This window comes from Citrobacter sp. RHBSTW-01044, from assembly GCF_013781945.1.
Classification (GTDB): Bacteria; Pseudomonadota; Gammaproteobacteria; order Enterobacterales; family Enterobacteriaceae; genus Citrobacter; species Citrobacter braakii.
The window spans coordinates 1,397,972-1,423,605 of record NZ_CP056180.1 but is presented as its reverse complement, the minus strand read 5'-3'; the positions used below and the strand labels follow the sequence as shown (position 1 = coordinate 1,423,605).

Here is a 25,634-nt window from a genome sequence, read left to right as displayed (position 1 = left end):
ATTTACGACGAACGAACAATTTCTTTAGAAAATGCGTTGACTCATTTTCAACTCTCCCTATAATGCGACTCCACACAGCGGGGGTGATTAGCTCAGCTGGGAGAGCACCTCCCTTACAAGGAGGGGGTCGGCGGTTCGAACCCGTCATCACCCACCAACTACTTTATGTAGTCTCCGCCGTGTAAAACAAGAAATTGAGAAGTGGGTGATTAGCTCAGCTGGGAGAGCACCTCCCTTACAAGGAGGGGGTCGGCGGTTCGATCCCGTCATCACCCACCACTTTCTCGCCAGCTGGATTTCTTGTTAAAATGTGAAGTACCGAAGTGGGTGATTAGCTCAGCTGGGAGAGCACCTCCCTTACAAGGAGGGGGTCGGCGGTTCGATCCCGTCATCACCCACCACTTCGGGTCGTTAGCTCAGTTGGTAGAGCAGTTGACTTTTAATCAATTGGTCGCAGGTTCGAATCCTGCACGACCCACCAATGTAAAAAGGCGCCCTAAAGGCGCCTTTTTGCTATGCAGAGAAGAACCATTTCCCCTCTGATAACCATCAGCGTGAGCGTTATAACTGATACAACGGATCGCGGGCGCGGGCTGCGGTTAATTCACTGGCCTGCATACGCACCACATCCCACAGCGCCTGAGCAGCGGTTGATAAAGAGCGGTTTTTACGTCGGGCCAGCATCAGTTGCCGTTCAACAACCGGCGTCAGGCGCTTAACCTGCAAGTGACTGCCCTGCGGTAAGGGGAGCGCCAGCGCGGGCAGCACGCTGATGCCAATCCCCGCCTCAACCATCGGAAACAGCGTGGCGGGATGGCCAATCTCCTGAACGATATTGGCATCAATGGAAAAATGGGCCAGCGCAGCGTCGATCAGCGGTCGACTACCGGAAGCATAATCCTGTAGCACCAGGCGTTCGTGATACAAATCCTGCCAGTTCACCCACTCTCGTCGGGCTAACGGATGATCCTGGCGACACAGCAGCAGGAACGGTTCGGACAGCACGGCTTCACACTGCAAATCGGTGACTGCGCCGGGATCAATCACAATGCCAAAATCCACTTCTCCCTGGCGAATACTCTCCAGCACCCACTGCTGTGGCCGGTCGTGCAGCACAAAATCGATAGCCGGATAAAGCTGATTACTCTGGGCAATACACTGCGGAATAAGATGAGCAGAGATCGTCTGGCTGGCGGCAACCCGCACCGTGCCGGTTAACTGCGTTCCTACCTGTCCGGCTTCGCGCAGCGTGCTGTGCAATTCATCCAGAATACGTTCCAGCCGCGCCGCCAACTGGTGTCCGGCCTCCGTCAGCACCACTTCCCGCGTCGTTCTGTCCAATAACCGCACACCTGTCTGCCCTTCCAGCTCTTTGACACTATGGCTGACCGCCGACTGGCTTAAGCCGATGATATCCCCCGCCCGGCTAAAGCTTTTGGCTTGAGCGACGGTGACAAAGATACGCAACTGACGCAGAGAGTAATTCATCTATTTGATTCATATATGGATGCAATAAATCAATTTTATTTCTCAAACGGAAAAAAGCAAAATGTTACTACCGAATTTCAGGAGTCTTTATGAAACTTTTTCGTATTCTTGATCCGTTCACGATAACACTGATTACCGTTGTTTTGCTGGCGTCCTTTTTCCCGGCCGAAGGTGGTTTTGTGCCTTTCTTTGAAGGCTTAACCACCGCCGCCATTGCCCTACTGTTTTTTATGCACGGAGCGAAACTCTCGCGTGAAGCCATTATTGCCGGTGGTAGCCACTGGCGTTTGCATCTGTGGGTGATGTGCAGCACGTTTGTTGTCTTCCCGGTTCTCGGCGTTCTGTTCGCCTGGTGGGCGCCGGTCAACGTTGACCCGATGCTGTACACCGGTTTCCTGTACCTGTGTATTTTGCCTGCCACTGTGCAGTCGGCCATCGCTTTTACGTCGCTGGCGGGCGGTAACGTTGCCGCCGCCGTTTGTTCTGCTTCGGCCTCCAGCCTGCTGGGTATTTTTCTCTCGCCGCTGCTGGTAGGGCTGGTGATGAATATGCACGGCGCAGAAGGCAGCCTGGAGCAGGTGGGAAAAATCATGTTGCAGCTGCTGCTGCCGTTCGTGCTGGGTCACCTTTCACGTCCGTGGATTGGAAACTGGGTTTCTCGACATAAAAAATGGATCGCGAAAACGGATCAATCCTCTATTTTGCTGGTGGTGTACTCCGCCTTCAGTGAAGCCGTCGTTAACGGGATCTGGCACAAAGTGGGGGTGGGTTCACTGCTGTTTATCGTGGTGGTCAGCATCATTCTGCTGGCAATCGTGATTGGCATAAATGTCTTTGTTGCGCGCAAATGCGGCTTTAACAAAGCTGATGAAATCACCATTGTGTTCTGCGGTTCGAAAAAGAGCCTGGCGAACGGGATCCCAATGGCCAATATTTTGTTCCCAACTTCGGTGATTGGGATGATGGTGCTGCCGTTGATGATCTTCCATCAAATACAGCTAATGGTGTGCGCCGTGCTGGCGCGTCGCTACAAGCAACAGACGGACGCATTGCAGGCGCAACAGAAAAGCCGCGCCGCAAAAGCTTAAAGAGGACGTTTCAGGGGCTGCACCAGTTGCGTCAGCCCCTCAGTTTTAATCAGCAGCGTGATTTGCATCAGCTCGCCAAGCTTGCCCGGCGGGAATTCATCCTTACGGGCAAACCACAGCAGATACTCTTCCGGGACATCAATCAACCGACGCCCTTTATATTTGCCAAAGGGCATCACAGTATTGGCGATGTCAACCAGCTGCTGTTTTTCCATCTCAGGCACCCAATAAGCGGATCATTTCAGCTTCATCGATCACGGCAATACCCAGTTCCTGTGCTTTTGCCAGTTTCGAACCCGCCGCTTCACCGGCAATCACCAGATCGGTTTTCTTCGACACGCTACCGGCCACTTTTGCACCTAACTCGGTCAGTCTCGCTTTGGCGTCATCGCGCGACATCAGGCTCAGGCTCCCGGTCAGCACCACCGTTTTACCTGCGAAGGGGCTGTCGATTTCTTCAGCGTTAATGACCACCGGCGCTGGCCAGTGGATCCCCTGCGCCAGCAGTTGAACAATTACCTCGCGGTTGCTCTCTTCGGCGAAGAAATTAAACACGTGCGTCGCCACCACAATGCCGACATCCGGCACTTTTTGCAGCTCTTCAATAGAAGCGGCTTCCAGCGCGTCGAGCGTGCCAAAATACGCCGCCAGACCTGCAGCCGTGGCTTCGCCGACTTCACGAATGCCTAGCGCATAGAGGAAACGGGCAAACGTGGTTTCTTTCGCTTTTTCCAGCGCATTGACCACGTTTTGCGCCGACTTCGGCCCCATACGATCAAGCCCCGTCAGTTTACCGGCGGTCAGGGTGAAAAGATCCGCCGGCGTGTGGACATACTCTTTCTCGACCAGTTGATCGATAATTTTGTCGCCCATACCGTCAACATCGAGCGCGCGGCGGGAAACAAAGTGTTTCAGCGATTCCTTACGCTGTGCCCCACAGATTAAACCGCCGGTGCAGCGAGTGACCGCTTCGCCTTCCACACGTTCAACATCAGAGTTACAAACCGGACAATGCGCTGGAAACACAATTTCGCGGGTATCGTCCGGGCGTTCAGAAAGCACGACGTTCACCACCTGCGGGATGACATCGCCCGCACGGCGAATGACGACTTTATCGCCAATACGCAACCCCAGACGCTCGATTTCATCAGCGTTATGCAGCGTTGCGTTACTGACCAGCACCCCGGCAACCTGGACCGGCTCAAGGCGGGCGACGGGCGTAATCGCCCCAGTACGTCCAACCTGAAACTCAACATCGCGTACGAAAGTCATCTGCTCCTGCGCCGGGAACTTAAAGGCCACAGCCCAGCGCGGCGCGCGGGCAACAAAGCCCAGTTGCTCCTGCAACGCCATAGAGTTGACTTTGATCACCACGCCATCGATATCAAATCCCAGCGTTGGTCGGTCTTCTTCAACCTTGTGATAGTAAGCAAGTACTTCCTCCGGGGAGTCGCAAAGCGCCACTCTGTCGCTTACCGGCAGGCCCCACTCTTTAAATTGCAGCAGGCGGCCCAGATGGGTATCTGGCAGCACGCCGCCTTCCAACACACCAACGCCATAGCAGAAGAAAGTAAGCGGTCGCTTCGCTGTGATACGCGGATCGAGCTGGCGCAATGAACCGGCCGCTGCGTTACGCGGGTTAGCAAACACTTTGTTGCCAGTGCGGCGGGCCTCTTCGTTAATTTTTTCAAATCCGGCCTGCGGCAGGAACACTTCACCGCGCACTTCCAGACGTGAAGGGATGTTTTCGCCACGCAGTTTTAACGGGATTGCGCGAATGGTGCGCACGTTAGAGGTAATATCCTCACCCGTGGTGCCATCACCACGCGTTGCGGCGCTGACCAGCACACCGTTTTCATACAGGATACTGACTGCCAGGCCGTCCAGTTTCAGTTCACAGCACCAGGTCAGTTTATCGGTACTCTTTAGTCTGTCCTGCACGCGCTTGTTGAAGGCGAGAAAACTCTCTTCATCAAACACGTTATCCAGCGACAGCATCGGCACTTCATGACGAATCTGGCTGAACGCGGTTAACGGCGCGGCGCCAACGCGTTGGGTTGGCGAGTCGGGGGTAACAAGGTCCGGATGCTGCGCTTCCAGCTCACGCAGTTCGCGCATCAGGCGATCGTATTCCGCATCGGGAATTTCCGGCGCGTCCATCACATGGTAGAGATACTCATGATGGCGAAGCGTGGTTCGCAGTTCTGTCAGTTGTTGTTCGATTGATTCCATATCGCACCATCAATGATAAAAAACCCCCGACAGGCGGGGGTTTAGAAAGGAAATGTCACGCCAGAGGAAAATCAGGCGCGAGATTCTTTAACTTCGCGGATGCGGTCCTGATACTCGCGCAGTTTCTGCGGCGTCATCATGCGACGTTGATCGTCGAGCACCACACCACCCACTTCATCGGCAATGTGCTGTGCGGACTGCAGCATCAGCTTAAAGTTTTGCAGCTCGTCCCCGTAGGACGGAACCTGCATAAAAATAGTCACACCAGGGGTGCTGAAGTCGCCCGTCATTTCTGGGTCAAACGTTCCCGGATTAACCATATTAGCGAGGCTGAACAGCGACGGACCGCTGCCATCCGGGCTCAAATGACGATGGAAAATATTCATATCGCCAAATTTGAAACCGGCCTGCTGAATGCTGTTGAGCAGCACTTCCCCGTTGAGCTCGCTACCATGATGAGCCGCAACGTTCATAATGATGACCGCTTCTTTACGCTGCGGTTTTTCAGCAACAGGCGCTTCTTCTACTACCGGCTCGGGCTGCGGTTGATGTTCAACAACAGGCTCTGCTGGCTGGAAGGTCTGCGGCGCAGGTTGCGGTGCTTGCTGAGCAGGTTGCTGAACCTGCGGGGCAACAGGTTGCTGCACAGGTGGCTGCTGAACAGGCTGATGTTGCACCGGCTGCTGCGGTTGTACAGGCTGCTGCTGAACATGCGGCGGCGGTACCGGCGCTTGTGCAGGCTGCTGCGCAGGCTGACGCGGCTGAGCAGACGCATAAGGCGGCTGGTACTGGTGTTGCGGCGACTGAGGAGGAACACCATGTTCCTGCGCATTACCGGGAGCATGATTCACACGATGAACGCGAACTTCACCCACGCCTTCGTCTTCCTCGACGTTGTCGTCGAACGAATCCTCGTCTTCACGTTTAGACTTCATGCGTTTCAGTGGGCGATCGCGGAATATAGAAGACCGCTCTTTACGGCTAGTCCAAAAACCATGTACCAGTAAAGCGATTATGGCGATCGCGCCAACAATGATTAATATCAGACGCAAATCCTGCATCATTATATTCTCTGTTGTTCTAACACCTTGCCACCACGGCAAACATTTACTCACTAAGAGTATTTGTCGATTACGCCAAGTGCAAGTGTACTCTTGGCTTTCACGGCATAAAGATGAACAAAATTGTGCTTTTTGCTGTTTTTTCGAACATTTCCGAACAGCTTAACGCTCAACAACCCGGTAAGATACGCACAGTTTACCAGAGCTTATATAACAAGGAGTACGTCCTGACCATGGTTTCATCATCTGCAGTTGTACCTCGCAGCGGCCTTTATTACTTTTCTCAGGGATGGAAGCTCATCACCCAACCGGGCATTCGTCGTTTTGTTATTCTGCCTTTGCTGGTGAATATCCTGCTGATGGGCGGCGCATTCTGGTGGTTATTTACACAACTCGGTAACTGGGTCCCCGCGCTGATGAGTCACGTCCCTGACTGGCTTCAGTGGCTCAGCTATTTATTGTGGCCGATTGTGACCATTTCCGTGCTGTTGGTGTTCGGCTACCTGTTCTCCACTATCGCCAACTGGATCGCCGCACCGTTTAACGGTCTGCTGGCTGAACAGCTGGAAGCGCGCTTAACGGGCGCAACACCGCCCGACACCGGCATTCTCGGCATTATGAAAGACGTTCCGCGCATTATGAAACGCGAATGGCAAAAGCTGGCGTGGTATCTCCCGCGCGCCTTCGTGTTGCTGATTCTCTATTTTATTCCTGGCATTGGGCAGACCGTCGCCCCGGTCCTGTGGTTCCTTTTCAGCGCGTGGATGCTGGCTATTCAGTACTGCGATTATCCTTTTGATAACCATAAGGTGCCTTTTAAGGAGATGCGCGTCGCGTTGCGCACGCGCAAGGTGACCAATATGCAGTTTGGCGCATTGACCAGCCTGTTCACCATGATTCCGGTGCTCAATCTGTTCATCATGCCGGTAGCAGTTTGTGGTGCCACGGCGATGTGGGTAGACTGCTATCGTGCTAAGCATGCGTTATGGAAGTAATGCAAAAATGTGTAAAAGCGGGCTGGCTTATGCCCGCTCTCATTCCATACTGCTACGCATTATTTCTCATCAGCATATAGATATGCGAATTCCTTACTTCCCCATACTTTCTCAACAGGTATGCTGAAGCGGTATCCCAATTTCATACAGTTAAGGACAGGCCATGAGTAAGATTTTTGAAGATAACTCGCTGACTATCGGTCATACGCCGCTGGTTCGACTGAACCGTATCGGTAACGGACGCATTCTGGCGAAGGTGGAATCACGCAACCCAAGCTTTAGCGTCAAATGCCGTATCGGTGCCAATATGATTTGGGATGCCGAAAAACGTGGTGTACTGAAACCGGGCGTTGAGCTGGTAGAACCGACCAGCGGCAACACGGGGATTGCGCTGGCCTACGTCGCCGCCGCCCGTGGTTACAAACTGACTCTGACCATGCCGGAAACCATGAGCATTGAGCGCCGCAAGCTCTTAAAAGCGCTGGGCGCGAACCTGGTGCTGACTGAAGGCGCAAAAGGTATGAAGGGCGCAATTCAGAAAGCGGAAGAAATCGTAGCCAGCGATCCGGAAAAATTCCTGCTGCTGCAGCAGTTCAGCAACCCGGCGAACCCGGAAATTCACGAAAAAACCACCGGCCCGGAAATCTGGGAAGATACCGATGGCCAGGTTGATGTCTTTATTTCCGGCGTCGGCACCGGCGGTACGCTAACTGGCGTGACCCGTTACATTAAAGGCACTAAAGGCAAAACCGACCTGATCACCGTCGCGGTAGAACCTACTGACTCCCCTGTTATCGCCCAGGCATTGGCGGGTGAAGAACTCAAACCTGGCCCGCATAAAATTCAGGGTATTGGCGCGGGCTTCATTCCTGGCAACCTTGATCTGAAGCTTATCGATAAAGTCGTTGCCATCACCAATGATGAAGCTATTTCTACCGCGCGCCGCCTGATGGAAGAAGAAGGTATTCTGGCAGGGATCTCTTCTGGCGCAGCCGTGGCTGCCGCGCTTAAGCTCCAGGAAGATGAATCCTTTACCAATAAGAATATTGTGGTTATCCTACCGTCATCGGGTGAGCGTTATCTGAGCACTGCACTGTTTGCCGATCTCTTCACAGAGAAAGAACTGCAACAGTAATGCCAGCATGTTAAAAACGCGTAAAAAAGCACCCTTTGGGGTGCTTTTTTGTGGCCTGCTTCAAATTTTCAACTCTCCTGGCATTGATTCAACCCGCCGGAACTGGTATTTAACCAAACTAATTATTTTGATGCGCGAAATTAATCGTTACAGGAAAAGCGCTAGCTGAATCGATTTTATGATTTGGTTCAACTCTTCCTTTCGCGGCATAATGTTTAATGACGAACGAAACGTCAGCGGCAAGAAGTTGCCAGCAACGGATTGCACCGAACTCCTTTTGTGTCGCGTCCAGTTTACGCCGATGCTAACAATACAGGCTAAAGTTGAACCGCCAGGCTAGACTTTAGTTCCACAACACTAAACCTATAAGTTGGGGAAATATAATGTTCCAGCAAGAAGTTACCATTACCGCTCCGAACGGTCTGCATACTCGCCCTGCTGCTCAGTTTGTTAAAGAAGCAAAAGGCTTTACTTCTGAAATTACTGTGACTTCCAACGGCAAAAGCGCTAGCGCCAAAAGCCTGTTTAAACTGCAGACTCTGGGCCTGACTCAGGGTACCGTTGTCACCCTGTCCGCAGAAGGTGAAGACGAGCAGAAAGCAGTTGAGCATCTGGTTAAACTGATGGCTGAACTCGAGTAAGTTCAACGAGTTCTTTTAAATATCAGTCACAAGTAAGGTAGGGTTATGATTTCAGGCATTTTAGCATCCCCGGGTATCGCTTTCGGTAAAGCATTGCTGCTGAAAGAAGACGAGATCGTCATTGACCGGAAAAAAATTTCTGCCGACAAGGTTGATCAGGAAGTTGAACGTTTTCTGAGCGGTCGTGCCAAGGCATCTGCGCAACTGGAAGCGATCAAAACCAAAGCTGGTGAAACGTTCGGTGAAGAAAAAGAAGCCATCTTTGAAGGGCATATCATGCTGCTCGAAGATGAGGAGCTGGAGCAGGAAATCATAGCCCTGATTAAAGATAAGCACATGACGGCTGATGCAGCTGCGCATGAAGTTATCGAAGGTCAGGCCACAGCCCTTGAAGAGCTGGATGATGAATACCTGAAAGAACGTGCGGCTGACGTACGTGACATCGGTAAACGCCTGCTGCGTAACATCCTGGGTCTGGCTATTATCGACCTGAGCGCTATTCAGGAAGAAGTTATCCTGGTAGCCGCAGACCTGACCCCGTCAGAAACCGCACAGCTGAACCTGAACAAGGTGCTGGGTTTCATCACCGACGCGGGCGGACGTACTTCCCATACTTCTATCATGGCGCGTTCTCTGGAACTGCCAGCCATCGTAGGTACGGGTAGCGTCACCTCTCAGGTTAAAAACGACGACTATCTGATTCTGGATGCCGTAAACAACCAGGTTTACGTCAATCCGACCAATGAAGTTATTGAGCAACTGCGCGCCGTTCAGGAGCAGGTTGCTACCGAAAAAGCGGAACTCGCTAAGCTGAAAGATCTCCCGGCTATCACGCTGGACGGACATCAGGTAGAAGTTTGCGCCAACATCGGTACCGTTCGTGACGTTGAAGGCGCTGAGCGTAATGGCGCCGAGGGTGTTGGTCTGTACCGCACCGAATTCCTGTTCATGGACCGTGAATCGCTGCCGACTGAAGAAGAACAGTTTGCCGCGTATAAAGCCGTTGCTGAAGCCTGTGGCTCTCAGGCGGTCATCGTCCGTACCATGGACATCGGCGGCGATAAAGAGCTGCCGTACATGAACTTCCCGAAAGAAGAGAACCCGTTCCTGGGCTGGCGTGCCGTACGTATCGCCATGGATCGTAAAGAGATCCTGCGTGATCAGGTTCGCGCTATCCTGCGCGCCTCTGCTTTCGGCAAACTGCGCATCATGTTCCCAATGATCATCTCTGTTGAAGAAGTGCGCGCACTACGCAAAGAGATCGAAATCTACAAACAGGAACTGCGCGACGAAGGTAAAGCATTTGACGAAAGCATTGAGATTGGCGTGATGGTGGAAACACCGGCAGCGGCAACAATTGCGCGTCATTTAGCCAAAGAAGTTGATTTCTTTAGTATCGGTACCAATGATTTAACGCAGTACACCCTGGCAGTTGACCGTGGTAATGATATGATTTCACACCTTTACCAACCGATGTCGCCATCTGTGCTGACGCTGATCAAGCAAGTTATTGATGCTTCTCATGCGGAAGGCAAATGGACTGGCATGTGTGGTGAGCTTGCAGGCGACGAACGTGCTACACTTCTGTTGCTGGGGATGGGTCTGGACGAATTCTCTATGAGCGCCATTTCTATCCCGCGCATTAAGAAGATTATCCGTAACACGAACTTCGAAGATGCGAAGGTGTTAGCAGAGCAGGCTCTTGCTCAACCGACAACGGACGAGTTAATGACGCTGGTTAACAAGTTCATTGAAGAAAAAACAATCTGCTAATCCACGAGATGCGGCCCAATTTACTGCTTAGGAGAAGATCATGGGTTTGTTCGATAAACTGAAATCTCTGGTTTCTGATGATAAGAAAGACACCGGAACTATTGAGATTGTTGCTCCGCTCTCTGGCGAGATCGTCAACATCGAAGACGTGCCGGATGTAGTTTTTGCTGAAAAAATCGTTGGTGATGGCATCGCTATCAAACCAACCGGTAACAAAATGGTCGCCCCTGTTGATGGCACCATCGGCAAAATCTTTGAAACCAACCACGCTTTCTCTATCGAATCCGACAGCGGCATTGAGCTGTTTGTTCACTTCGGTATTGATACCGTTGAACTGAAAGGCGAAGGCTTTAAGCGCATCGCTGAAGAAGGTCAGCGCGTTAAAGTGGGCGACCCGGTTATTGAATTCGATCTGCCGCTGCTGGAAGAAAAAGCCAAGTCTACCCTGACTCCGGTTGTTATCTCCAACATGGACGAAATCAAAGAGCTGATCAAACTGTCCGGTAGCGTGACAGTGGGTGAAACTCCGGTTATCCGCATCAAGAAGTAATTCTTGCTGCAGAGAAGAATGGCGCCTGATGGCGCCATTTTTTTTATCTGGCAGACCTCAAAATCTGCCGGATAGCGCTAAATTTGTGAGGTGACTGGTCGGTAACACGCCTCGCGCATCAGGATTTTCATCCCTTCCGGCCCGCTTTCCAGCATCCGTCGCTCCGAATCCGCCACTAACAGTTCACAATTGTAGCCACCCGCGATGCCAAACATGGCCCGCGCCACACAGATATCTTCCAGCGCCGTTGCCCCGCTGGTGTCAAAATGTCCAACCATACGCCCATTCTGGCGAACCACCAGCCGGTAACTCTTCATCGCGCCTCCCCTGCCGGTGGCAGAATTAACTCATCACAACCGCACAGATTGGTCCATTTCATCACTTCCAGTACGCGCTGAGCTGCATCGTGCGTCGCGGTTGTCAGCGCTTTACCCAGCACAATACCGCTCACCAGCTCAGCACAAAACAGATCGCCAGTTCCCTTCAGATCCGTTTTAACCCGTGGATGAGCGAACACCTCAACCGTTTCAGCCGTCACCACCGCAACGTTAATAATATCTTCGCTATCCCCCGGCGCGCTGGTGATCACCACCCATTTCAGCGTTTCGGTAAGCAGTGATTGCGCCGCCGTGATGGCTTCATCAAGCGTACGACACGGCTTTCCGCTCAGCATTTGCAGTTCAAACACGTTCGGCGTCAGTCCCTGAGCCAGCGGCAGCAAGTGCTGACGGTAGGCCTGTGGAATTTCAGCTTTTACATACATACCGCTGTCCGTATCGCCAATCACCGGGTCGACCAAAATGCACACTGTCGGATGCGTAGCCCGCACCGTTTTCAGCCACTGTGCTAACAGAGCGATTTGCTCTGCACTGCCCATATAGCCTGTCGTCACCGCCTTCAGCTCGCGCAAAGCATCACGCTCATTCAAGGCGCGGAGATACCCGCTAAACCAGTCGGCCGGAATAACGCCGCCGTAAAATGTTTCATAATGCGGGGTATTACTGAACAGCACCGTAGGCACTGCCGTCACGCGTAATCCCTGCGCTTTAATGGCCGGAACGGCGATGCTGTTGCCTACGCTGCCATAAACCACCTGTGACTGGACGGCGACGATATCGGTCTGTAACGCCCGATGCTTGTCGCCGAAGAGCACTGACTGAATATCACTCCCCTGCTCCATAAATTTCTCCTCTCGCTGGACAGCGGGCTTACGCCTCACTATTATCGTCATATGCTAAAATTCATTTTGTCATAGGTCAATAATGATCGACGGAAAAACCGCTAACGAAATTTTTGACAGTATTCGTCAACATGTCGCTACAGGCACGTTGGCGGCAGGAGAAACGTTGCCGCCGGTGCGTGAACTGGCAACAGCATTGAACGTTAACCGTAATACTGTCGCGGCGGCTTATAAACGCCTGGTCACCTCCGGGCTGGCACAAAGCCAGGGACGTAACGGCACGGTAATCAAGGGGATTTCAGCCCCCGTTGCGCTGGAAGGCGGCAATCCGGATACCGCGCTTATCGATCTTTCAGGCGGTAATCCAGCCCCCGCGCGTCTTCCCGACCTCAGCCGTTATTTCGCGCAAATAAATAAGAATCCTCGTTTGTACGGTGATGCCGCTGTATCACCCGGCCTTAAGGCGTGGGCCGCGCAATGGATGCAAGATGCGATGCCAGCCAAGGGAGAAATTGATATCACCAGCGGCGCCATTGATGCCATTGAGCGGCTGCTGTGCGCCCATTTACTGCCTGGCGACAGCGTTGTGGTAGAAGATCCATGCTTTTTGAGCAGCATCAACATGCTGCGTTATGCCGGATTCTCCGCCAGTCCGGTCAACGTTGACAGCGAAGGCATGCAGCCAGACATGCTGGAAATCGCGCTACAGAAAGGCGCGCGGGCGGTGATTCTGACGCCGCGCGCCCATAATCCGACAGGATGCAGTCTGAGCGCATCCCGCGCGGCGCAATTGCAGGAAATCCTGGCCCGCTATCCGCAGACGCTGGTGATCGTCGACGACCACTTTGCGCTGCTGTCCGCATGCCGTTGGTATCCGGTGATTGCGAAGGAAACAACGCACTGGGCGATTGTCCGCTCAATGTCGAAAACTTTAGGCCCGGATTTACGCCTGGCCATCGTCGCCAGCGATCCACTCACTTCCGCGAAACTGCGTTTACGGCTCAACGCCGGCAGTCAGTGGGTCAGCCATCTGCTGCAGGATCTGGCCTGCGCCTGCCTGAGTGACGAGACTTATCAACACACGCTGGCGCAAACTCAGCAGTTTTACGCCGCCCAGCAGCAAAAGCTGGCAGCGGCTCTGCGGCTTCATGCCATTACGCTGCCCGACAGCGACGGTCTTAATCTGTGGCTGCCGCTAGAAGATAACAGCCAGGCGATCGCTTTTGCGCTGGCAAAGTCCGGCTGGCTGGTACGTGAAGGCGAAGTGTTTGGCGTCAATACGCCTGCGCATGGCCTGCGCATTACGCTGTCAACATTAGCAGACAGCGACATTGATAAGCTGGCGACTGATATCCATCAGGCGCTAAAGCGCTAACAGGAGAGAAAAAGTGCGAGTTCATTTTGTTATTCATGAGTCTTTCGAATCTGCTGGCGCGTACCTGCCGTGGGCCGAATCACGCGGCTATACCATCAGTTGGTCGCGCGTTTACGCCGGAGAAACTGTTCCCGCTAATGCCGATGGCTTCGATATGCTGGTGGTATTTGGTGGGCCGCAGTCACCCCGCACCACGCTCGCAGAGTGCCCATACTTTGACTCTCAGGCAGAGCAGCATCTGATAAATCAGGCGATTGCGGCACGAAAAATCGTGGTGGGGATCTGTTTGGGGTCGCAGTTAATCGGCGAAGCACTGGGCGCGAAGGTGTGCCAAAGCCCGGAAAAAGAGATTGGTCACTATCCGATCGCCCTGACCGAGGCAGGCCAACAGCATCCGTTGTTCAGCCATTTCGGCTCACCGCTCAACGTGGGTCACTGGCACAATGACATGCCGGGATTGACCGACCAGGCGACAATTCTTGCCACAAGCGAGGGATGTCCGCGACAAATCGTACAATACGGTAATTTCGTCTATGGTTTTCAGTGCCATATGGAGTTTACCGCCGAAGCGGTCGAAGGATTAATTCAGCACTCTGAGCAAGAACTGGCCGAAGCGAAAGGGAAGCGCTTTATTCGCGCTGTTGAAGAGATGCGCACCTGGGATTACCAGCAGATGAATGAGACGCTGTGGCAATTCCTTGATAAGTTGGTAGAAAAACGTAACGATTGAACAGTGCGGGCCGGAGAAGACGCTTTGCGTCGTCATCCGGCGATCCTGCCGTACGGTTGCCTGCTAGCGCTACGCTTATCAGGCCGACAAATTAAATACCTAATCCCTGGCTGAAATGCTCTTCGCCAAAGACCCCGGTGGAAAGGTAGCGATCGCCGCGATCGCAGATGATCGCCACCACCACCGCCCCCGGTGTCGCGCGCGCCACGCGTAACGCGCCCGCAACCGCGCCGCCAGAACTCACTCCGCAAAAAATCCCTTCGCGAACGGCCAGTTCACGCATGGTGTTTTCCGCATCGTTCTGATGAATATCCAGCACCTCATCCACCAGCGAGGCGTTGAAAATGCCCGGCATATATTCCGCAGGCCAGCGACGAATGCCCGGAATACTACTGCCTTCTTCCGGCTGCAGGCCAACGATGGTGACGGGTTTGTCCTGTTCACGCAGAAAACGCGATACGCCGGTAATGGTGCCTGTCGTCCCCATGCTGGAGACGAAATGGGTAATACGGCCTGACGTCTGCTGCCAGATTTCGGGTCCGGTAGTCGTGTAGTGCGCATACGGGTTATCAGGATTATTAAACTGATCGAGAAGTTTACCTTCTCCGCGCTGCGCCATCTCAAGGGCTAAATCACGCGCCCCTTCCATCCCCTGCTCTTTGGTCACCAGAACCAGTTCAGCCCCGTAAGCACGCATCGCCGCACGTCGCTCCTGGCTCATGTTGTCTGGCATCAGGAGCTTCATGCGGTAGCCTTTCAGCGCGGCAATCATCGCCAGCGCTATACCCGTATTACCGCTGGTGGCCTCAATCAGCACGTCGCCTGGCTGAATTTCCCCGCGCTTTTCCGCTTCAACGATCATCGACAACGCCGCGCGGTCTTTCACTGAACCTGCGGGATTATTGCCTTCCAGCTTGACCCAAATTTCACTGCCGTTATCCGCCGTCAGACGTTGTAATTTCACCAGAGGCGTATTGCCAATTGTTTGTTCTAATGTGTTCACGTTTTCAGCTCAATAAAATGCCGGGTGGCGCTGCGCTTACCCGGCTTACAGGTCATGCACCACCCGTTAAGCCCGGTAAGCGCAGCGCCACCGGATGATAACTATACGAATTAACCTATCAGGCACTTTGCGCCAGGGCAAGTTCCTCTTCACGCGTTTCAATACGCTGGTCGCCATTATACAAACGCGCATTTTGCAGCCCAACAAACAGACGTTCGCCGCGGTTCGGAGAATCATCGCCCTGCATAACCACCGTCAGCGGTTCGTTATACCACCCCAAGGGTTGCACAACTAATTGGGTGTAGTGTCCTTTCGGGCTGGCTTCCAGCACCTGTACCGGCAACGGCGAATCCAGACTGGTACGGCGGCTGACGTCCACTTCCCACGGACGCAGGAACAGATCCACCGGGCCCTGATAGCCAGGCGTATAGCCCAACGGCCAGCGATGTGCGCCCACGTGGAATTGTCCACCGCGAATCGTCCCTTGCAGGCGGTTAACTTCACCCATAAATTCCAGGACAAAACGGGTAGCCGGTTCGCGCCATACCTGATCGGGCGCATCGGCCTGCTCGATATGACCCTGGCTCATCACCACCACGCGGTCTGCGACTTCCGTCGCTTCTTCCTGATCGTGGGTAACAAACACGCTGGTGAACTTCAGCTCTTCATGCAACTGACGCAGCCAGCGACGCAGTTCTTTACGCACCTGAGCATCGAGCGCGCCAAACGGCTCGTCGAGCAACAAGATCTGCGGCTCTACCGCCAGCGCACGCGCCAACGCCACGCGCTGCTTTTGCCCACCGGAAAGCTGTGCCGGGAAACGGTCCGCCAGATGAGCCAGTTGAACCATCTCCAGCAGTTTGGTCACTTTTGCTTTGATCGTTGCCGCATTAGGGCGCTCACGCCGTGGCAGAACAGTCAGACCAAAAGCGATATTGTCGAAAACGGTCATATGACGAAACAGCGCATAGTGCTGAAACACGAACCCCACCTTACGGTCGCGGGCGTGCAAACGACTGACGTCAGTGCCGTGGAAACGGATATGCCCGCTGGACTGATGCTCCAGCCCGGCGATGATGCGCAGCAGCGTAGTTTTGCCCGATCCGGAAGGCCCCAACAGGGCGACCATCTGACCTGAAGGAATATCCAGCGAGATATCGTTCAGCACCTGGGTGCGACCAAAAGACTTCTTAATATTGGCAATCTCAATGCTCATGATTTTCCTCCTGCTGCGCGCGCTTCTCCTGGTTTTCCAGGCGCCATTGCAACATGCTCTTCAAAAACAGGGTAATAATCGCCATCAGCGTTAATAGCGCCGCGGCGGTAAAGGAGCCGACAGTGTTGTAGTCCTGCTCCAGTAATTCAATCTGTAGCGGCAAAGACAAGGTTTCACCGCGAATCGAGCCAGAAACCACCGATACCGCGCCGAACTCGCCAATCGCACGGGCGTTGGTCAGCACCACGCCGTACAGCAATGCCCAACGGATATTCGGCAGCGTAACGCGACGGAACATTTGCCAGCCGGATGCGCCAAGCAGAACCGCCGCCTCATCTTCATGGCTGCCCTGGCTTAACATCACCGGCACCAGTTCGCGCACCACAAACGGACAGGTCACGAACACCGTCACCAGCACCATTCCCGGCCAGGCAAACATAATTTGCAGGTTGTGTTCATCCAGCCATCCGCCAAGCGGGCCGTTAGAGCCGTAAAACAGCAGATAGACCAGGCCGGCGACCACCGGTGAAACGGCAAACGGAATATCCAGTAACGTGAGCAACAACTGGCGTCCAGGGAAGTTAAAGCGGGTCACCAGCCAGGCCAGTAACACGCCAAACACCAGGTTTACCGGCACCGCAATCAGCGCAATCAGCACCGTCAGCCAGATGGCGTGCAGCATGTCCGGATCAGCCAGGTTGTGTAATACCGGCATCAACCCCTTGCTGAACGCCTGCACGAAGATGTAAACCATCGGCACCAGCAAAATAAATGCGGATACCAGCATGCCCGTGCCGATCAGAAACCATTTCCCCCAGTTGATGCGGGGTGCGCCATAACGTTTCAATTGGGTAATGTCTGCCATCAGTGACCTACCACGCGTCGACCAAAGCGACTTTGCAGGGTGTTAATTGAAAACAGCAGCAGCAACGAAGCCCCGAGGATCACAGATGCAATCGCGCTGGCGGCCGGGTAGTCAAACTCCTGCAAACGAACAAAAATCATCAGCGAGGTCACTTCCGTTTTCCATGCGATGTTTCCGGCGATAAAGATAACCGCGCCAAACTCACCGAGGCTGCGGGTAAACGAGAGCGCAACGCCCGCGACTAGCGCGGGAGACAGCTCCGGCAGTACCACTTTACGAAAGCTCTGCCAGCGCGTAGCGCCGAGCGTTTCCGCCGCTTCTTCATACTCCGGACCTAACTCTTCCAGCACCGGCTGCACGGTACGCACCACGAATGGAATGCTGGTAAAAGCCATCGCCACCGCAATGCCAAGCCAGGTGTAGGTCACTTTAATATCCAGCTTCGCCAGCCACTCGCCGTAGAAACCGTTGACCGAAAACAGCGATGCCAGCGTCAGACCTGCTACCGCCGTAGGCAGCGCAAACGGCAGATCCATCAGCGCATCCAGCAGCGTACGGCCCGGAAAGCGATAGCGGGTTAAGATCCACGCCATCAGCAAACCAAACACGCCGTTAAAAATCGACGCCACAAACGCCGACAGCAGCGTCACTTTATAAGCCGCCACCACCTGCGGGTTGGTAATCACATCCCAGTATTGCGCCCAGCTCATTTGCGCCAATTGCATCACCAGCGCGCTAAGCGGCAGCAGCAAAATCAGGCAGACAAACAGTAAGCTGGTGCCCAAACTTAAGGTAAAGCCGGGCAGCACGCGTCGGGAAGAAACAGCAAACATTTACTTACGCCCCGCCGCCAACAGTTTGTCCAACTCACCGCCGCTGACAAAGTGCGTTTTCATTACCTCAGGCCACGAGCCAAACCTGTCTTCCACGCGGAAAAGTTCGGTCTGCGGGAATTTATCCTGCAGTTTGTCCATCACCTGCGGGTTATTCACGCGGTAGTAGAAATCGGTAATGATGGTTTGCGCCTGCGGGCTGTACAGCCAGTTCAGGTACGCTTTTGCCGCTTTTTCAGTACCGTTAGCCTGCACATTTTTATCTACCCAGGCCACCGGGAACTCCGCCAGAATGTTGACCTTCGGCACCACCACTTCGAAGCCCTGGTCTTCATACTGTTTACGGATGTTGTTCACTTCTGATTCAAAGGTGATCAGCACATCGCCCAGACCGCGTTCCACGAATGTGGTGGTTGCCCCGCGACCGCCGGTATCAAACACTTCCACGTTTTTCAGAAACTGGGTCATGAACTGTTCAGTTTTGGCTTTATCCCCACCATCCGCTTTATCTGCCGCACCCCACGCAGCCAGATAGGTATAACGCGCATTACCGGAGGTTTTCGGATTCGGGAAAATCAGTTTCACGTCCGGGCGAACCAGGTCGTTCCATTCGTGGATATTCTTAGGGTTACCCTTACGCACCAAAAACGCCATGGTTGAATAGAATGGCGAACTGTTATTCGGCAGACGACTTTGCCAGTCGGCCGGGATCAGCTTGCCTTTGTCATGCAGGATCTGCACATCGGTCACCTGGTTATAGGTCACCACATCGGCTTTCAGCCCCTGCAGAATCGCCAGCGCCTGTTTTGATGACCCGGCATGAGATTGTTTAATCGTCAGTTTGTCACCGCCGTTATCCTTCGCCCATTGCTGTTCAAACGGCGGGTTAAGGGCGGCAAACAGCTCGCGAGAGACATCGTATGAACTGTTCAGCAGCTCCGTTGCCTGCGCCTGACCCACCAGCAGCAGCATTGCTGCCAGCGTCAGGGTTCTTTTTTTCAGTAAGTTAACGGCCATTGCGCACCCTTATAAATTTAATGACTTTCTTATGGTCATCATATTTATAACCAGTGCTAAAGGAGTAACGGTTTTATATACCGTTTGATGATTTGAAAGTTGAAAAGAGAATAAGGGTACCTCCTCCCCAGCGCACGGGGAGGAGACCGGCATCAATCAGACGCCGACGCTAACGCTTTCAGGCAGGGTGCTGCCGCCATCAATCACGTTTTGCGTGCCAGTTAAGTAACTGGACTCATCCGACGCCAGGAATGCCGCCAGTTCACCAACCTCAAGTGGGCAGGCCAAGCGGCGCATCGGGATCGCTTTTGCCATTTCGACTAATACGGATTCAGGATCCTCCGGATTAGACTGACGAGCGATATTTTCCGCCATCGGCGTACGAACGTAGCCCGGGCAAATGGCATTAACGCGAATGCCGGACTGCGCGTATTCCACCGCCAGAGATTTGGTCAAACCGATGATTGCGGCTTTCGACAGCGCGTAGGCCGTTTCACCCGGATCGGCAACCATATCGCCGGTCACAGATGACATCATCACGATGCGCCCGTCTTTGCGCGCAATCATCTCCGGCAGAACGGCTTTCGTCACGTTCCAGACGCCTTTAATGTTGATATCAATGTGGAAATCGCGATCTTCATCGCTCATATCAAGGAAGTTGCCGAGGCGACATACGCCCGCATTGTTGACCAGAATATCGATTTTGCCTTCAATCTTCTTCGCGCGTTTTACCGCTTCCGTGACCGACGCAAAATCTCTGACGTCAGCGTGAACGGCGGTGCAACGGTGCCCGCGCCCAGCCAACTCATCCGCCAGTTTTTCAATCTCATCGGAGATATCCAGCAGGATTAGGTTCGCGCCATGGCGGGCAAATGTTCTGGCGATCCCTTCGCCAATACCCTGAGATGCGCCCGTAATCAATGCTGTTTTGCCCGTGAGTTTTCCCATTTCAATATTCTCCTTTTGAATATGAAGCATTCGCTTCATTCACGCAGAAGATACAGCAATAACAAATAAGTGCTGAGGAATAGCTCACTAAATCAGGTTAATCTCAGGTAAAAAAAGTCCCCGGCGTTGCGGGGACCCAACGGTAAACATGCTCTGACCAGGTTAACAGAAGACTTACAGCCGTTTTTCCAGCAAATGTGCTCTCATCAACTCCGATGCCATCTGCGCATCCCCTTTTTTAATATGAAGCAGTATTTCCCTCTGTTTTGCCGCCGTATCAAGAAAATACTGACGATCGTTCGCAGGTAACGACTCCCTTGTTTTCTCAAAATAAGTAATGAGGACATCAGAGAAAACCTGCAGCACCCGGTTGCCACTCGCCTGTAGCAAGAGCAAATGAAAATCTCTATCGTGACGATCGGCCACCTGGGGGTTATCCGCATTCTCTTCAATAAGCCTTAGCTCATTTTCAAGTTTGGAGAGCATCGCCGGAAAAATTCTACGCGTTGCCAGAGGAATAATCGCGCACTCAATCAGGATCCTTGCCTCTGTAAATTCTGTGATATCAAACCCAGACAAATCAAACTGCATTAACAACTGGTGATTTATGTTGTGCTGTTCCAAATTCTTCAAGACGCTGCCACGACGAGGAGATCGTTCCAACATTCCCATCTGCACCAGTGTGCTGAGCGCCTGACGAACTTTATATCTTGATGTATTAAAACGAACGGCAAGCTCAGTTTCAGTTTCAATGCGACCATCAGCATTGCGGTTAGCATCATCAAGCAGATAATTTTTAATACTTTCAAACAGTTCGTTTTTGTTATCCATAAACACTCTCGGATTAAAGTGCTGCAAAACTGATGAGTATAAATAATCTAATAAGTTAGATTGCTTAATATACTGTTATGGTAAGATTATAACCCCTATTATTCAAATTATACCAAGCCATTTGTTAATAAAAAGGAATTAATTATGGTGTTATTCGTAACTCAGTTTGCGATAGTACTTATATGTATCGGTATAGGTGGGCGTTTTGGTGGGATTGGCCTGGGGGCTGCTGGCGGGTTAGGACTCGCTATCCTGACTTTTGGTTTTGGACTCCCTCCCGACTCACCTCCTTTCACTGTTATTTCTATTATCCTTGCGGTTATCACTTGCATCACAATCCTCCAGGCGGCTGGCGGGCTTGATTTATTCGTTACGATGGCAGAACGGATCCTCAGAAAGTGGCCTGGCGCGATCACTTTCCTCGGCCCCGCAGTCGCTTACCTTTTTACTGCTATCTGCGGAACAGGATATGTTGCCTTTTCGGTTTATCCAGTCATTGCTGAAATTGCAGCAGATGCCAGGGTACGGCCAGAGAGAGCCATGTCGATGTCAGTAATCGCTGCCAATTTTGGGCTTATTGCCAGCCCGGTCAGTGCGGTCGTTACAGGGACAATTGCTGTCCTTGCTGGATTACATGTCTCTGCTTTAGATATCTTGTTAGTCACCGTTCCCGGAACGTTCCTTGGCTGCGTTGTCGGCTGCCTGTTCGTCTTTAAAAGAGGTCATGAGCTTAAAAATGATCCGGAATTCCAACGCAGGGTTGCTGAAGGTGAGTTTGAATCAGTAAAAGCTGAAGAGCGAACAGCCAATATAGTGACAAAAGAGGCGAAGAGAGGATTGCTGATTTTCCTTACCGGTATCATTCTGGTCGTACTTATGGGTTCAATTCCTGAATTACGTCCTGAGTGGAATAACGGTACCGGAATGGAGCGTATGAGTATCCCTACCACGCTGCAAATAGTTATGCTGACAACAGCATGTATTATTATGATGGTATGTCGAATTTCTCCGTCAAAACTCGATTCAGGTTCTGTTTTTAAAGCTGGTCTTGTGGGTGTTGTCGCCATATTTGGTCTGTCATGGATGATGAACTCCTTTTTTGAGGCATGGCACGAATTATTTAACACGGCTTTCCACGGTTTTCAGAATCCAGTTTTGTTCGGCATTATTGTTTTTGGTCTTTCAGCCGTAATTTATAGCCCCGCAGCGACTGCTGTAGCGCTACTCCCCGCTGGCGTGTTAATGGGATATCCGGCAGAAACCCTGGTCGCCCTGCTCCCGCTGACTTGTGGATCATTCATTATTCCAGGGGGGGCACAGATTGGCTGTGTGGCGTTTGATCGTACCGGGACAACTCGAATTGGCAAGTATGTGGTTAATCACAGCTACATGCTACCTGGTCTTGTCACCGTTGTAGCATCAACTCTTTTTTGCTTCCTTTTTTCCAAAATGCTGATGTAGTGAGAGAGCAATTTAATTGTGGTAAACCTTTTCTTCATGGCATCCCCCCTGAATGAATTCAGAGAGGATGCCTGTTACTCACTTCTGAATAGCGCCACTGCAATTTTCCATAGAATGTACTTTACAGAACAACCTGAGCAATGAGATAAGCAAAAATTACCTGGGAGATAACCATCACAAAGCCCGGACGAATATAGCTATGGTTGACAACAAAGCGTCCAATCTTTGTGGTACCTGTTCGATCAAATGCAACACAGCCGATTTGATTTGCTCCAGGTATAATAAAGTCACCACAGGTACAAGCAAAAATAGCGATAAGAAACGGGGCGGGAATACCTAAAGTAACACCGAGTGGCATGATGGCAGCTACCGTCGCCGCCGGGCTCATAATGACCAGCGAGAACAAGAATACAACCACACCAAATAGCATTGGTGCATCATTGACAATGCCACCAAAAACCTTAATCAGTTCTGGCTGATAGGCATCAAAAAACGTCGCCGTCATCCATGAAACACCGAGTATTGCTACCACTCCCATCAAACCTGCACGGAAGACTGAGCCGCTATTCAAGGTACTACTTGGTACTTTACTGACAATCATAATAAACAAAGCGGCTGTCAACATGACCATCTGAATAACCATTGGGGTTGACAGTCTTTTTCCATCCCAGGAAGGGAGTAACTCAGTAAAAGAACCTAAAATAAGTACCAGTACCACACCAATCGCAAAGATAACGACACCTTTTTTAGCGCCAGCTGAAGCAACAAATTCTTTTTTCTGCTCTGTATGCATGAACTCATATTCGCCAGCAGCAACTCTCCTCTGGAATTCCGGATCATCCTCCAGCTCTTTTCCGCGTTTATAAACTGAAAAGCTGGTAACAATAGCTGCCATAAAGAATGATGGGAGAGCAATCGTCAGTATTTGCCCAAGGCTAATCCCGGCATATTCATGCAGAATAGCCAGCATCCCCGCGGTTGCCGCACTCATCGGACTGGCAGCAACCGCGACACTGGCCGCAATAACCGTTGCGGACAACGCTCGCTCCGGACGGACCTTTGCTTCAGCAGCAACTTCAGCGACAACCGGATACAAAGAGAAAGCAACGTAAGTAGTCCCACAGAATAGCGTAAATATAGAAGTTAATATGGGGGCAACAAAAGTAATTGCCTGTGGTTTTTTACGGAGTAATTTTTCAGCCACGCGCACCAGGTAATCAAGCCCACCAGCGGCCTGTAATACGCTGACAGCGCCAATCACACAAATAATAATTAGCATTGCAGTAATAGATGGTGCGGAGGGTTTTAGTCCAAAACCCAGAACTAATATTGCAACACCAAGTCCTCCACCAGCACCCAGCCCCATTCCGCCATAACGTCCACCTATACCAATACAGGCGAGTACAATAAATAATTGTATAAAAAACAAAGCATCCATTTTTCACCTCAAAGCGTCTCCCGGATATTGCATCCGGGAGATATTAATTACTATGCTTGGGATTAGTTTAAATATGATTTAGCAATTTCGATCTGTTTTTTAACAGCATCAGTCCCTGTGCCACCATAAGACATTCTTGATTTAATACATGCTTCGAGAGATATACTCTCATAAATATCATTTTCGATTTTATCATCAAATGTGTGGAATTCATCCGGGGTAAGCTCTTCCAACATTTTTCTATGTTTTATACAGTAATTAACAGCACTGCCAACAATATGGTGAGCTTCTCTAAAAGGAATGCCTTTACGAACCAGGTAGTCAGCCATATCGGTTGCGTTTGAAAATCCTCTTGCCGCTGCGCTGCGAGTATTATCTGAAAGAATAACCATTTTTTCGAGCATCGGCGCCATAATTTTCAGACTGGTCTGTAAGGTATCCATAGAGTCATAGACCTGCTCTTTATCCTCACTCATATCAGTATTATAGGCCAGAGGGATACCTTTCATAATGGTCAACATCGCCATTAGATTTCCGTACATACGCCCCCCTTTGCCGCGCATTTTTTCAGCCACGTCGGGGTTTTTCTTCTGTGGCATGATGCTGGAACCGGTACAGAAATCATCTGAAAGCTCGATAAACTTAAAATCCTGACTTGAGAATAAAACCAGTTCTTCTGACAAACGGGTAAGATGCATAAAGCACATAGCAGCGGCGGCAGTGAATTCAACCATATGGTCACGATCGCTGACAGAATCAATACTGTTTTCAGTCGGTTTGTCAAAGCCAAGCTCTTTAGCCGTGAAATCACGATCAATGGGGAAAGTAGTACCGGCAAGGGCTGCTGAACCTAAAGGGCATTCCCCCATGCGTTGATAAAGGTCTGCAAAACGAGTCCAGTCACGGCGTAACATCCAATAATATGCCATTATCCAGTGCGACAGAAGAATAGGCTGACCGGTCTGTAAATGAGTATAGCCAGGCATGATCGCATTAATGTTATTTTCAGCCTTGCTGATAATAACTTTTTGTAGATGAACGATATCCTGCTGAATTTCACGAATAGTCGATCTCATGTGCATTTTCGAATCGACAGTCGTCTGGTCATTACGACTGCGGCCAGTATGTAGCTTCCCGCCAACAGGACCAATTATTTCTGTCATACGTCTTTCTATCGCCATATGAATATCTTCATCAACGGTATCAAAAACGAATTGCCCGTCCTCAATCTCTTTATTAACTTGCCTTAACCCGCCAATAATCGCATTCGCTTCATCCTGCGTGATAATCCCCTGACGGCCCAACATAGTGGCGTGAGCAATACTCCCCTGAATATCAAAAGGGCAGAGACGTTGTTCCAGCATAATTGTCGCATTATAAGATTCGACCAGTTTATTTGTAGGCATATCAAAACGCCCACCCCATAATTTTGTAGACATAAAACCTCCAATGACCCTTTGTTGCAAAATGGTTAAATATAAATTCCGTTATTTTTCGGTCATTTTCAGATTACAAGACAGTCATTTTAATTGTCAACAAATGAAGGCATTAAATCAATTTATAGCGGAATTAATTACACTTATTACTTATTTTGTTTTCATAAATTGCATTAAAAAACCTGATCTTCCTCACATTTAAATTGTGATTTAATTCAGATATATTCAGAATTTTTAAAGTAATAAATTGGTATTAATAGTTTATTAATTCTAAATAATTCCATTTAATACCGTTGTCATAACCGAGAAACTGGCAGGTAAATAATAATGAACGTGGG

24 protein-coding genes and 4 tRNA genes are annotated in these 25,634 nt (G+C 51.4%); 13 read left to right on the top strand and 15 right to left on the bottom strand.

Features of this window, described 5'->3' with window-relative positions; translation table 11 throughout:
• Positions 1-81 precede the first annotated feature (81 nt).
• The 4 genes from HV352_RS06780 (at position 82) to HV352_RS06765 (ending at position 481) form a co-directional block, all read left to right on the top strand.
• Positions 82-157: transfer RNA gene (locus HV352_RS06780), tRNA-Val, on the top strand.
• A gap of 46 nt (positions 158-203) precedes the next feature.
• Positions 204-279, top strand: a tRNA-Val gene (locus HV352_RS06775).
• A gap of 46 nt (positions 280-325) precedes the next feature.
• A tRNA-Val gene (locus tag HV352_RS06770) sits at positions 326-401 on the top strand.
• Between the two features lie 4 nt (positions 402-405).
• Positions 406-481, top strand: a tRNA-Lys gene (locus HV352_RS06765).
• A gap of 80 nt (positions 482-561) precedes the next feature.
• On the opposite strand, the gene HV352_RS06760 is transcribed toward HV352_RS06765, so the two are convergent.
• On the bottom strand, positions 562-1,488 hold the full coding sequence (locus HV352_RS06760; protein WP_046274444.1) for a LysR family transcriptional regulator: 927 nt from the start codon (positions 1,486-1,488) through the stop codon (positions 562-564).
• Between the two features lie 89 nt (positions 1,489-1,577).
• On the opposite strand from HV352_RS06760, the gene HV352_RS06755 reads away from it, so the two are divergent.
• Positions 1,578-2,576: a bile acid:sodium symporter family protein gene (locus tag HV352_RS06755; protein ID WP_016153920.1), complete on the top strand. Its 999-nt coding sequence runs from the start codon at positions 1,578-1,580 to the stop codon at positions 2,574-2,576.
• On the opposite strand, the gene HV352_RS06750 is transcribed toward HV352_RS06755, so the two are convergent.
• The 3 genes from HV352_RS06750 to zipA all read right to left on the bottom strand — a co-directional run bounded on the left by HV352_RS06750 (position 2,573) and on the right by zipA (position 5,872).
• The gene (locus HV352_RS06750) at positions 2,573-2,791 is read right to left on the bottom strand and encodes a DUF3820 family protein (protein ID WP_019077344.1); all 219 of its coding nucleotides are present in this window, start codon (positions 2,789-2,791) and stop codon (positions 2,573-2,575) included. The two genes, HV352_RS06755 and HV352_RS06750, sit on opposite strands and share 4 nt — an antisense overlap.
• Before the next feature lies 1 nt (position 2,792).
• Complete coding sequence (gene ligA / locus HV352_RS06745; RefSeq protein WP_019077345.1) at positions 2,793-4,808, bottom strand: NAD-dependent DNA ligase LigA; 2,016 nt, start codon at positions 4,806-4,808, stop codon at positions 2,793-2,795.
• 71 nt (positions 4,809-4,879) lie between these two features.
• The gene (zipA, locus tag HV352_RS06740) at positions 4,880-5,872 is read right to left on the bottom strand and encodes a cell division protein ZipA (RefSeq protein WP_016157088.1); all 993 of its coding nucleotides are present in this window, start codon (positions 5,870-5,872) and stop codon (positions 4,880-4,882) included.
• A gap of 230 nt (positions 5,873-6,102) precedes the next feature.
• Here zipA and cysZ point away from each other — a divergent pair, with 230 nt between their 5' ends.
• The 5 genes from cysZ to crr all read left to right on the top strand — a co-directional run bounded on the left by cysZ (position 6,103) and on the right by crr (position 10,963).
• On the top strand, positions 6,103-6,864 hold the full coding sequence (gene cysZ / locus HV352_RS06735) for a sulfate transporter CysZ (RefSeq protein WP_016153924.1): 762 nt from the start codon (positions 6,103-6,105) through the stop codon (positions 6,862-6,864).
• Between the two features lie 163 nt (positions 6,865-7,027).
• Complete coding sequence (gene cysK / locus HV352_RS06730) at positions 7,028-7,999, top strand: cysteine synthase A (RefSeq protein WP_005121957.1); 972 nt, start codon at positions 7,028-7,030, stop codon at positions 7,997-7,999.
• Between the two features lie 383 nt (positions 8,000-8,382).
• Entirely contained in the window at positions 8,383-8,640 is a 258-nt protein-coding gene (gene ptsH / locus HV352_RS06725; protein ID WP_002913505.1) for a phosphocarrier protein Hpr, read from the top strand.
• Between the two features lie 45 nt (positions 8,641-8,685).
• Positions 8,686-10,413, top strand: a complete 1,728-nt coding sequence (ptsI, locus tag HV352_RS06720; protein WP_016153925.1) for a phosphoenolpyruvate-protein phosphotransferase PtsI — start codon at positions 8,686-8,688, stop codon at positions 10,411-10,413.
• A gap of 40 nt (positions 10,414-10,453) precedes the next feature.
• Complete coding sequence (crr, locus tag HV352_RS06715) at positions 10,454-10,963, top strand: PTS glucose transporter subunit IIA (RefSeq protein ID WP_000522253.1); 510 nt, start codon at positions 10,454-10,456, stop codon at positions 10,961-10,963.
• 77 nt (positions 10,964-11,040) lie between these two features.
• Here crr and HV352_RS06710 read toward each other — a convergent pair whose 3' ends face one another.
• Together HV352_RS06710 and pdxK are read right to left on the bottom strand one after the other, a co-directional pair.
• Positions 11,041-11,280 carry a hypothetical protein gene (locus tag HV352_RS06710; RefSeq protein ID WP_016153926.1) on the bottom strand — a complete coding sequence of 80 codons (240 nt, stop codon included), beginning with the start codon at positions 11,278-11,280 and terminating at the stop codon, positions 11,041-11,043.
• Positions 11,277-12,143 (bottom strand): pyridoxine/pyridoxal/pyridoxamine kinase, encoded by an 867-nt coding sequence (pdxK, locus tag HV352_RS06705; RefSeq protein ID WP_047499829.1) that lies wholly within the window; start codon positions 12,141-12,143, stop codon positions 11,277-11,279. Before pdxK ends, HV352_RS06710 begins: the two co-directional genes overlap by 4 nt.
• A gap of 82 nt (positions 12,144-12,225) precedes the next feature.
• On the opposite strand from pdxK, the gene ptsJ reads away from it, so the two are divergent.
• Positions 12,226-13,518, top strand: coding sequence for a transcriptional regulator PtsJ (gene ptsJ, locus HV352_RS06700; protein WP_016157090.1), 1,293 nt, complete (start codon positions 12,226-12,228; stop codon positions 13,516-13,518).
• A 13-nt stretch (positions 13,519-13,531) separates the two neighbouring features.
• The gene (locus HV352_RS06695; RefSeq protein WP_016157091.1) at positions 13,532-14,248 is read left to right on the top strand and encodes a GMP synthase; all 717 of its coding nucleotides are present in this window, start codon (positions 13,532-13,534) and stop codon (positions 14,246-14,248) included.
• Between the two features lie 91 nt (positions 14,249-14,339).
• On the opposite strand, the gene cysM is transcribed toward HV352_RS06695, so the two are convergent.
• From cysM to HV352_RS06660, 7 genes are all read right to left on the bottom strand, one after another.
• The gene (gene cysM / locus HV352_RS06690) at positions 14,340-15,251 is read right to left on the bottom strand and encodes a cysteine synthase CysM (RefSeq protein WP_016153930.1); all 912 of its coding nucleotides are present in this window, start codon (positions 15,249-15,251) and stop codon (positions 14,340-14,342) included.
• A 118-nt stretch (positions 15,252-15,369) separates the two neighbouring features.
• Positions 15,370-16,467, bottom strand: coding sequence for a sulfate/thiosulfate ABC transporter ATP-binding protein CysA (gene cysA, locus HV352_RS06685; RefSeq protein ID WP_053388613.1), 1,098 nt, complete (start codon positions 16,465-16,467; stop codon positions 15,370-15,372).
• Positions 16,457-17,332: a sulfate/thiosulfate ABC transporter permease CysW gene (cysW, locus tag HV352_RS06680; protein ID WP_016153932.1), complete on the bottom strand. Its 876-nt coding sequence runs from the start codon at positions 17,330-17,332 to the stop codon at positions 16,457-16,459. Before cysW ends, cysA begins: the two co-directional genes overlap by 11 nt.
• A complete protein-coding gene (gene cysT, locus HV352_RS06675) occupies positions 17,332-18,165 on the bottom strand; it encodes a sulfate/thiosulfate ABC transporter permease CysT (protein WP_003038061.1) in 834 nt (277 codons plus the stop codon). Before cysT ends, cysW begins: the two co-directional genes overlap by 1 nt.
• A complete protein-coding gene (locus HV352_RS06670) occupies positions 18,166-19,182 on the bottom strand; it encodes a sulfate ABC transporter substrate-binding protein (RefSeq protein ID WP_016153933.1) in 1,017 nt (338 codons plus the stop codon).
• Positions 19,183-19,338: 156 nt separating this feature from the next.
• Positions 19,339-20,130, bottom strand: coding sequence for an SDR family oxidoreductase UcpA (gene ucpA, locus HV352_RS06665; RefSeq protein ID WP_016153934.1), 792 nt, complete (start codon positions 20,128-20,130; stop codon positions 19,339-19,341).
• Between the two features lie 174 nt (positions 20,131-20,304).
• Positions 20,305-20,961 (bottom strand): FCD domain-containing protein, encoded by a 657-nt coding sequence (locus HV352_RS06660; protein ID WP_016153935.1) that lies wholly within the window; start codon positions 20,959-20,961, stop codon positions 20,305-20,307.
• Between the two features lie 144 nt (positions 20,962-21,105).
• Between HV352_RS06660 and HV352_RS06655 the strand changes: the two genes are divergently transcribed.
• The gene (locus HV352_RS06655; protein WP_016153936.1) at positions 21,106-22,422 is read left to right on the top strand and encodes an anaerobic C4-dicarboxylate transporter family protein; all 1,317 of its coding nucleotides are present in this window, start codon (positions 21,106-21,108) and stop codon (positions 22,420-22,422) included.
• 121 nt (positions 22,423-22,543) lie between these two features.
• Here the strand turns inward: HV352_RS06655 and HV352_RS06650 are convergent, their stop codons facing one another.
• A complete protein-coding gene (locus HV352_RS06650; RefSeq protein ID WP_016153937.1) occupies positions 22,544-23,860 on the bottom strand; it encodes an anaerobic C4-dicarboxylate transporter family protein in 1,317 nt (438 codons plus the stop codon).
• A gap of 62 nt (positions 23,861-23,922) precedes the next feature.
• Positions 23,923-25,299 carry an argininosuccinate lyase gene (gene argH / locus HV352_RS06645; protein ID WP_181635298.1) on the bottom strand — a complete coding sequence of 459 codons (1,377 nt, stop codon included), beginning with the start codon at positions 25,297-25,299 and terminating at the stop codon, positions 23,923-23,925.
• Positions 25,300-25,634: the final 335 nt, after the last annotated feature.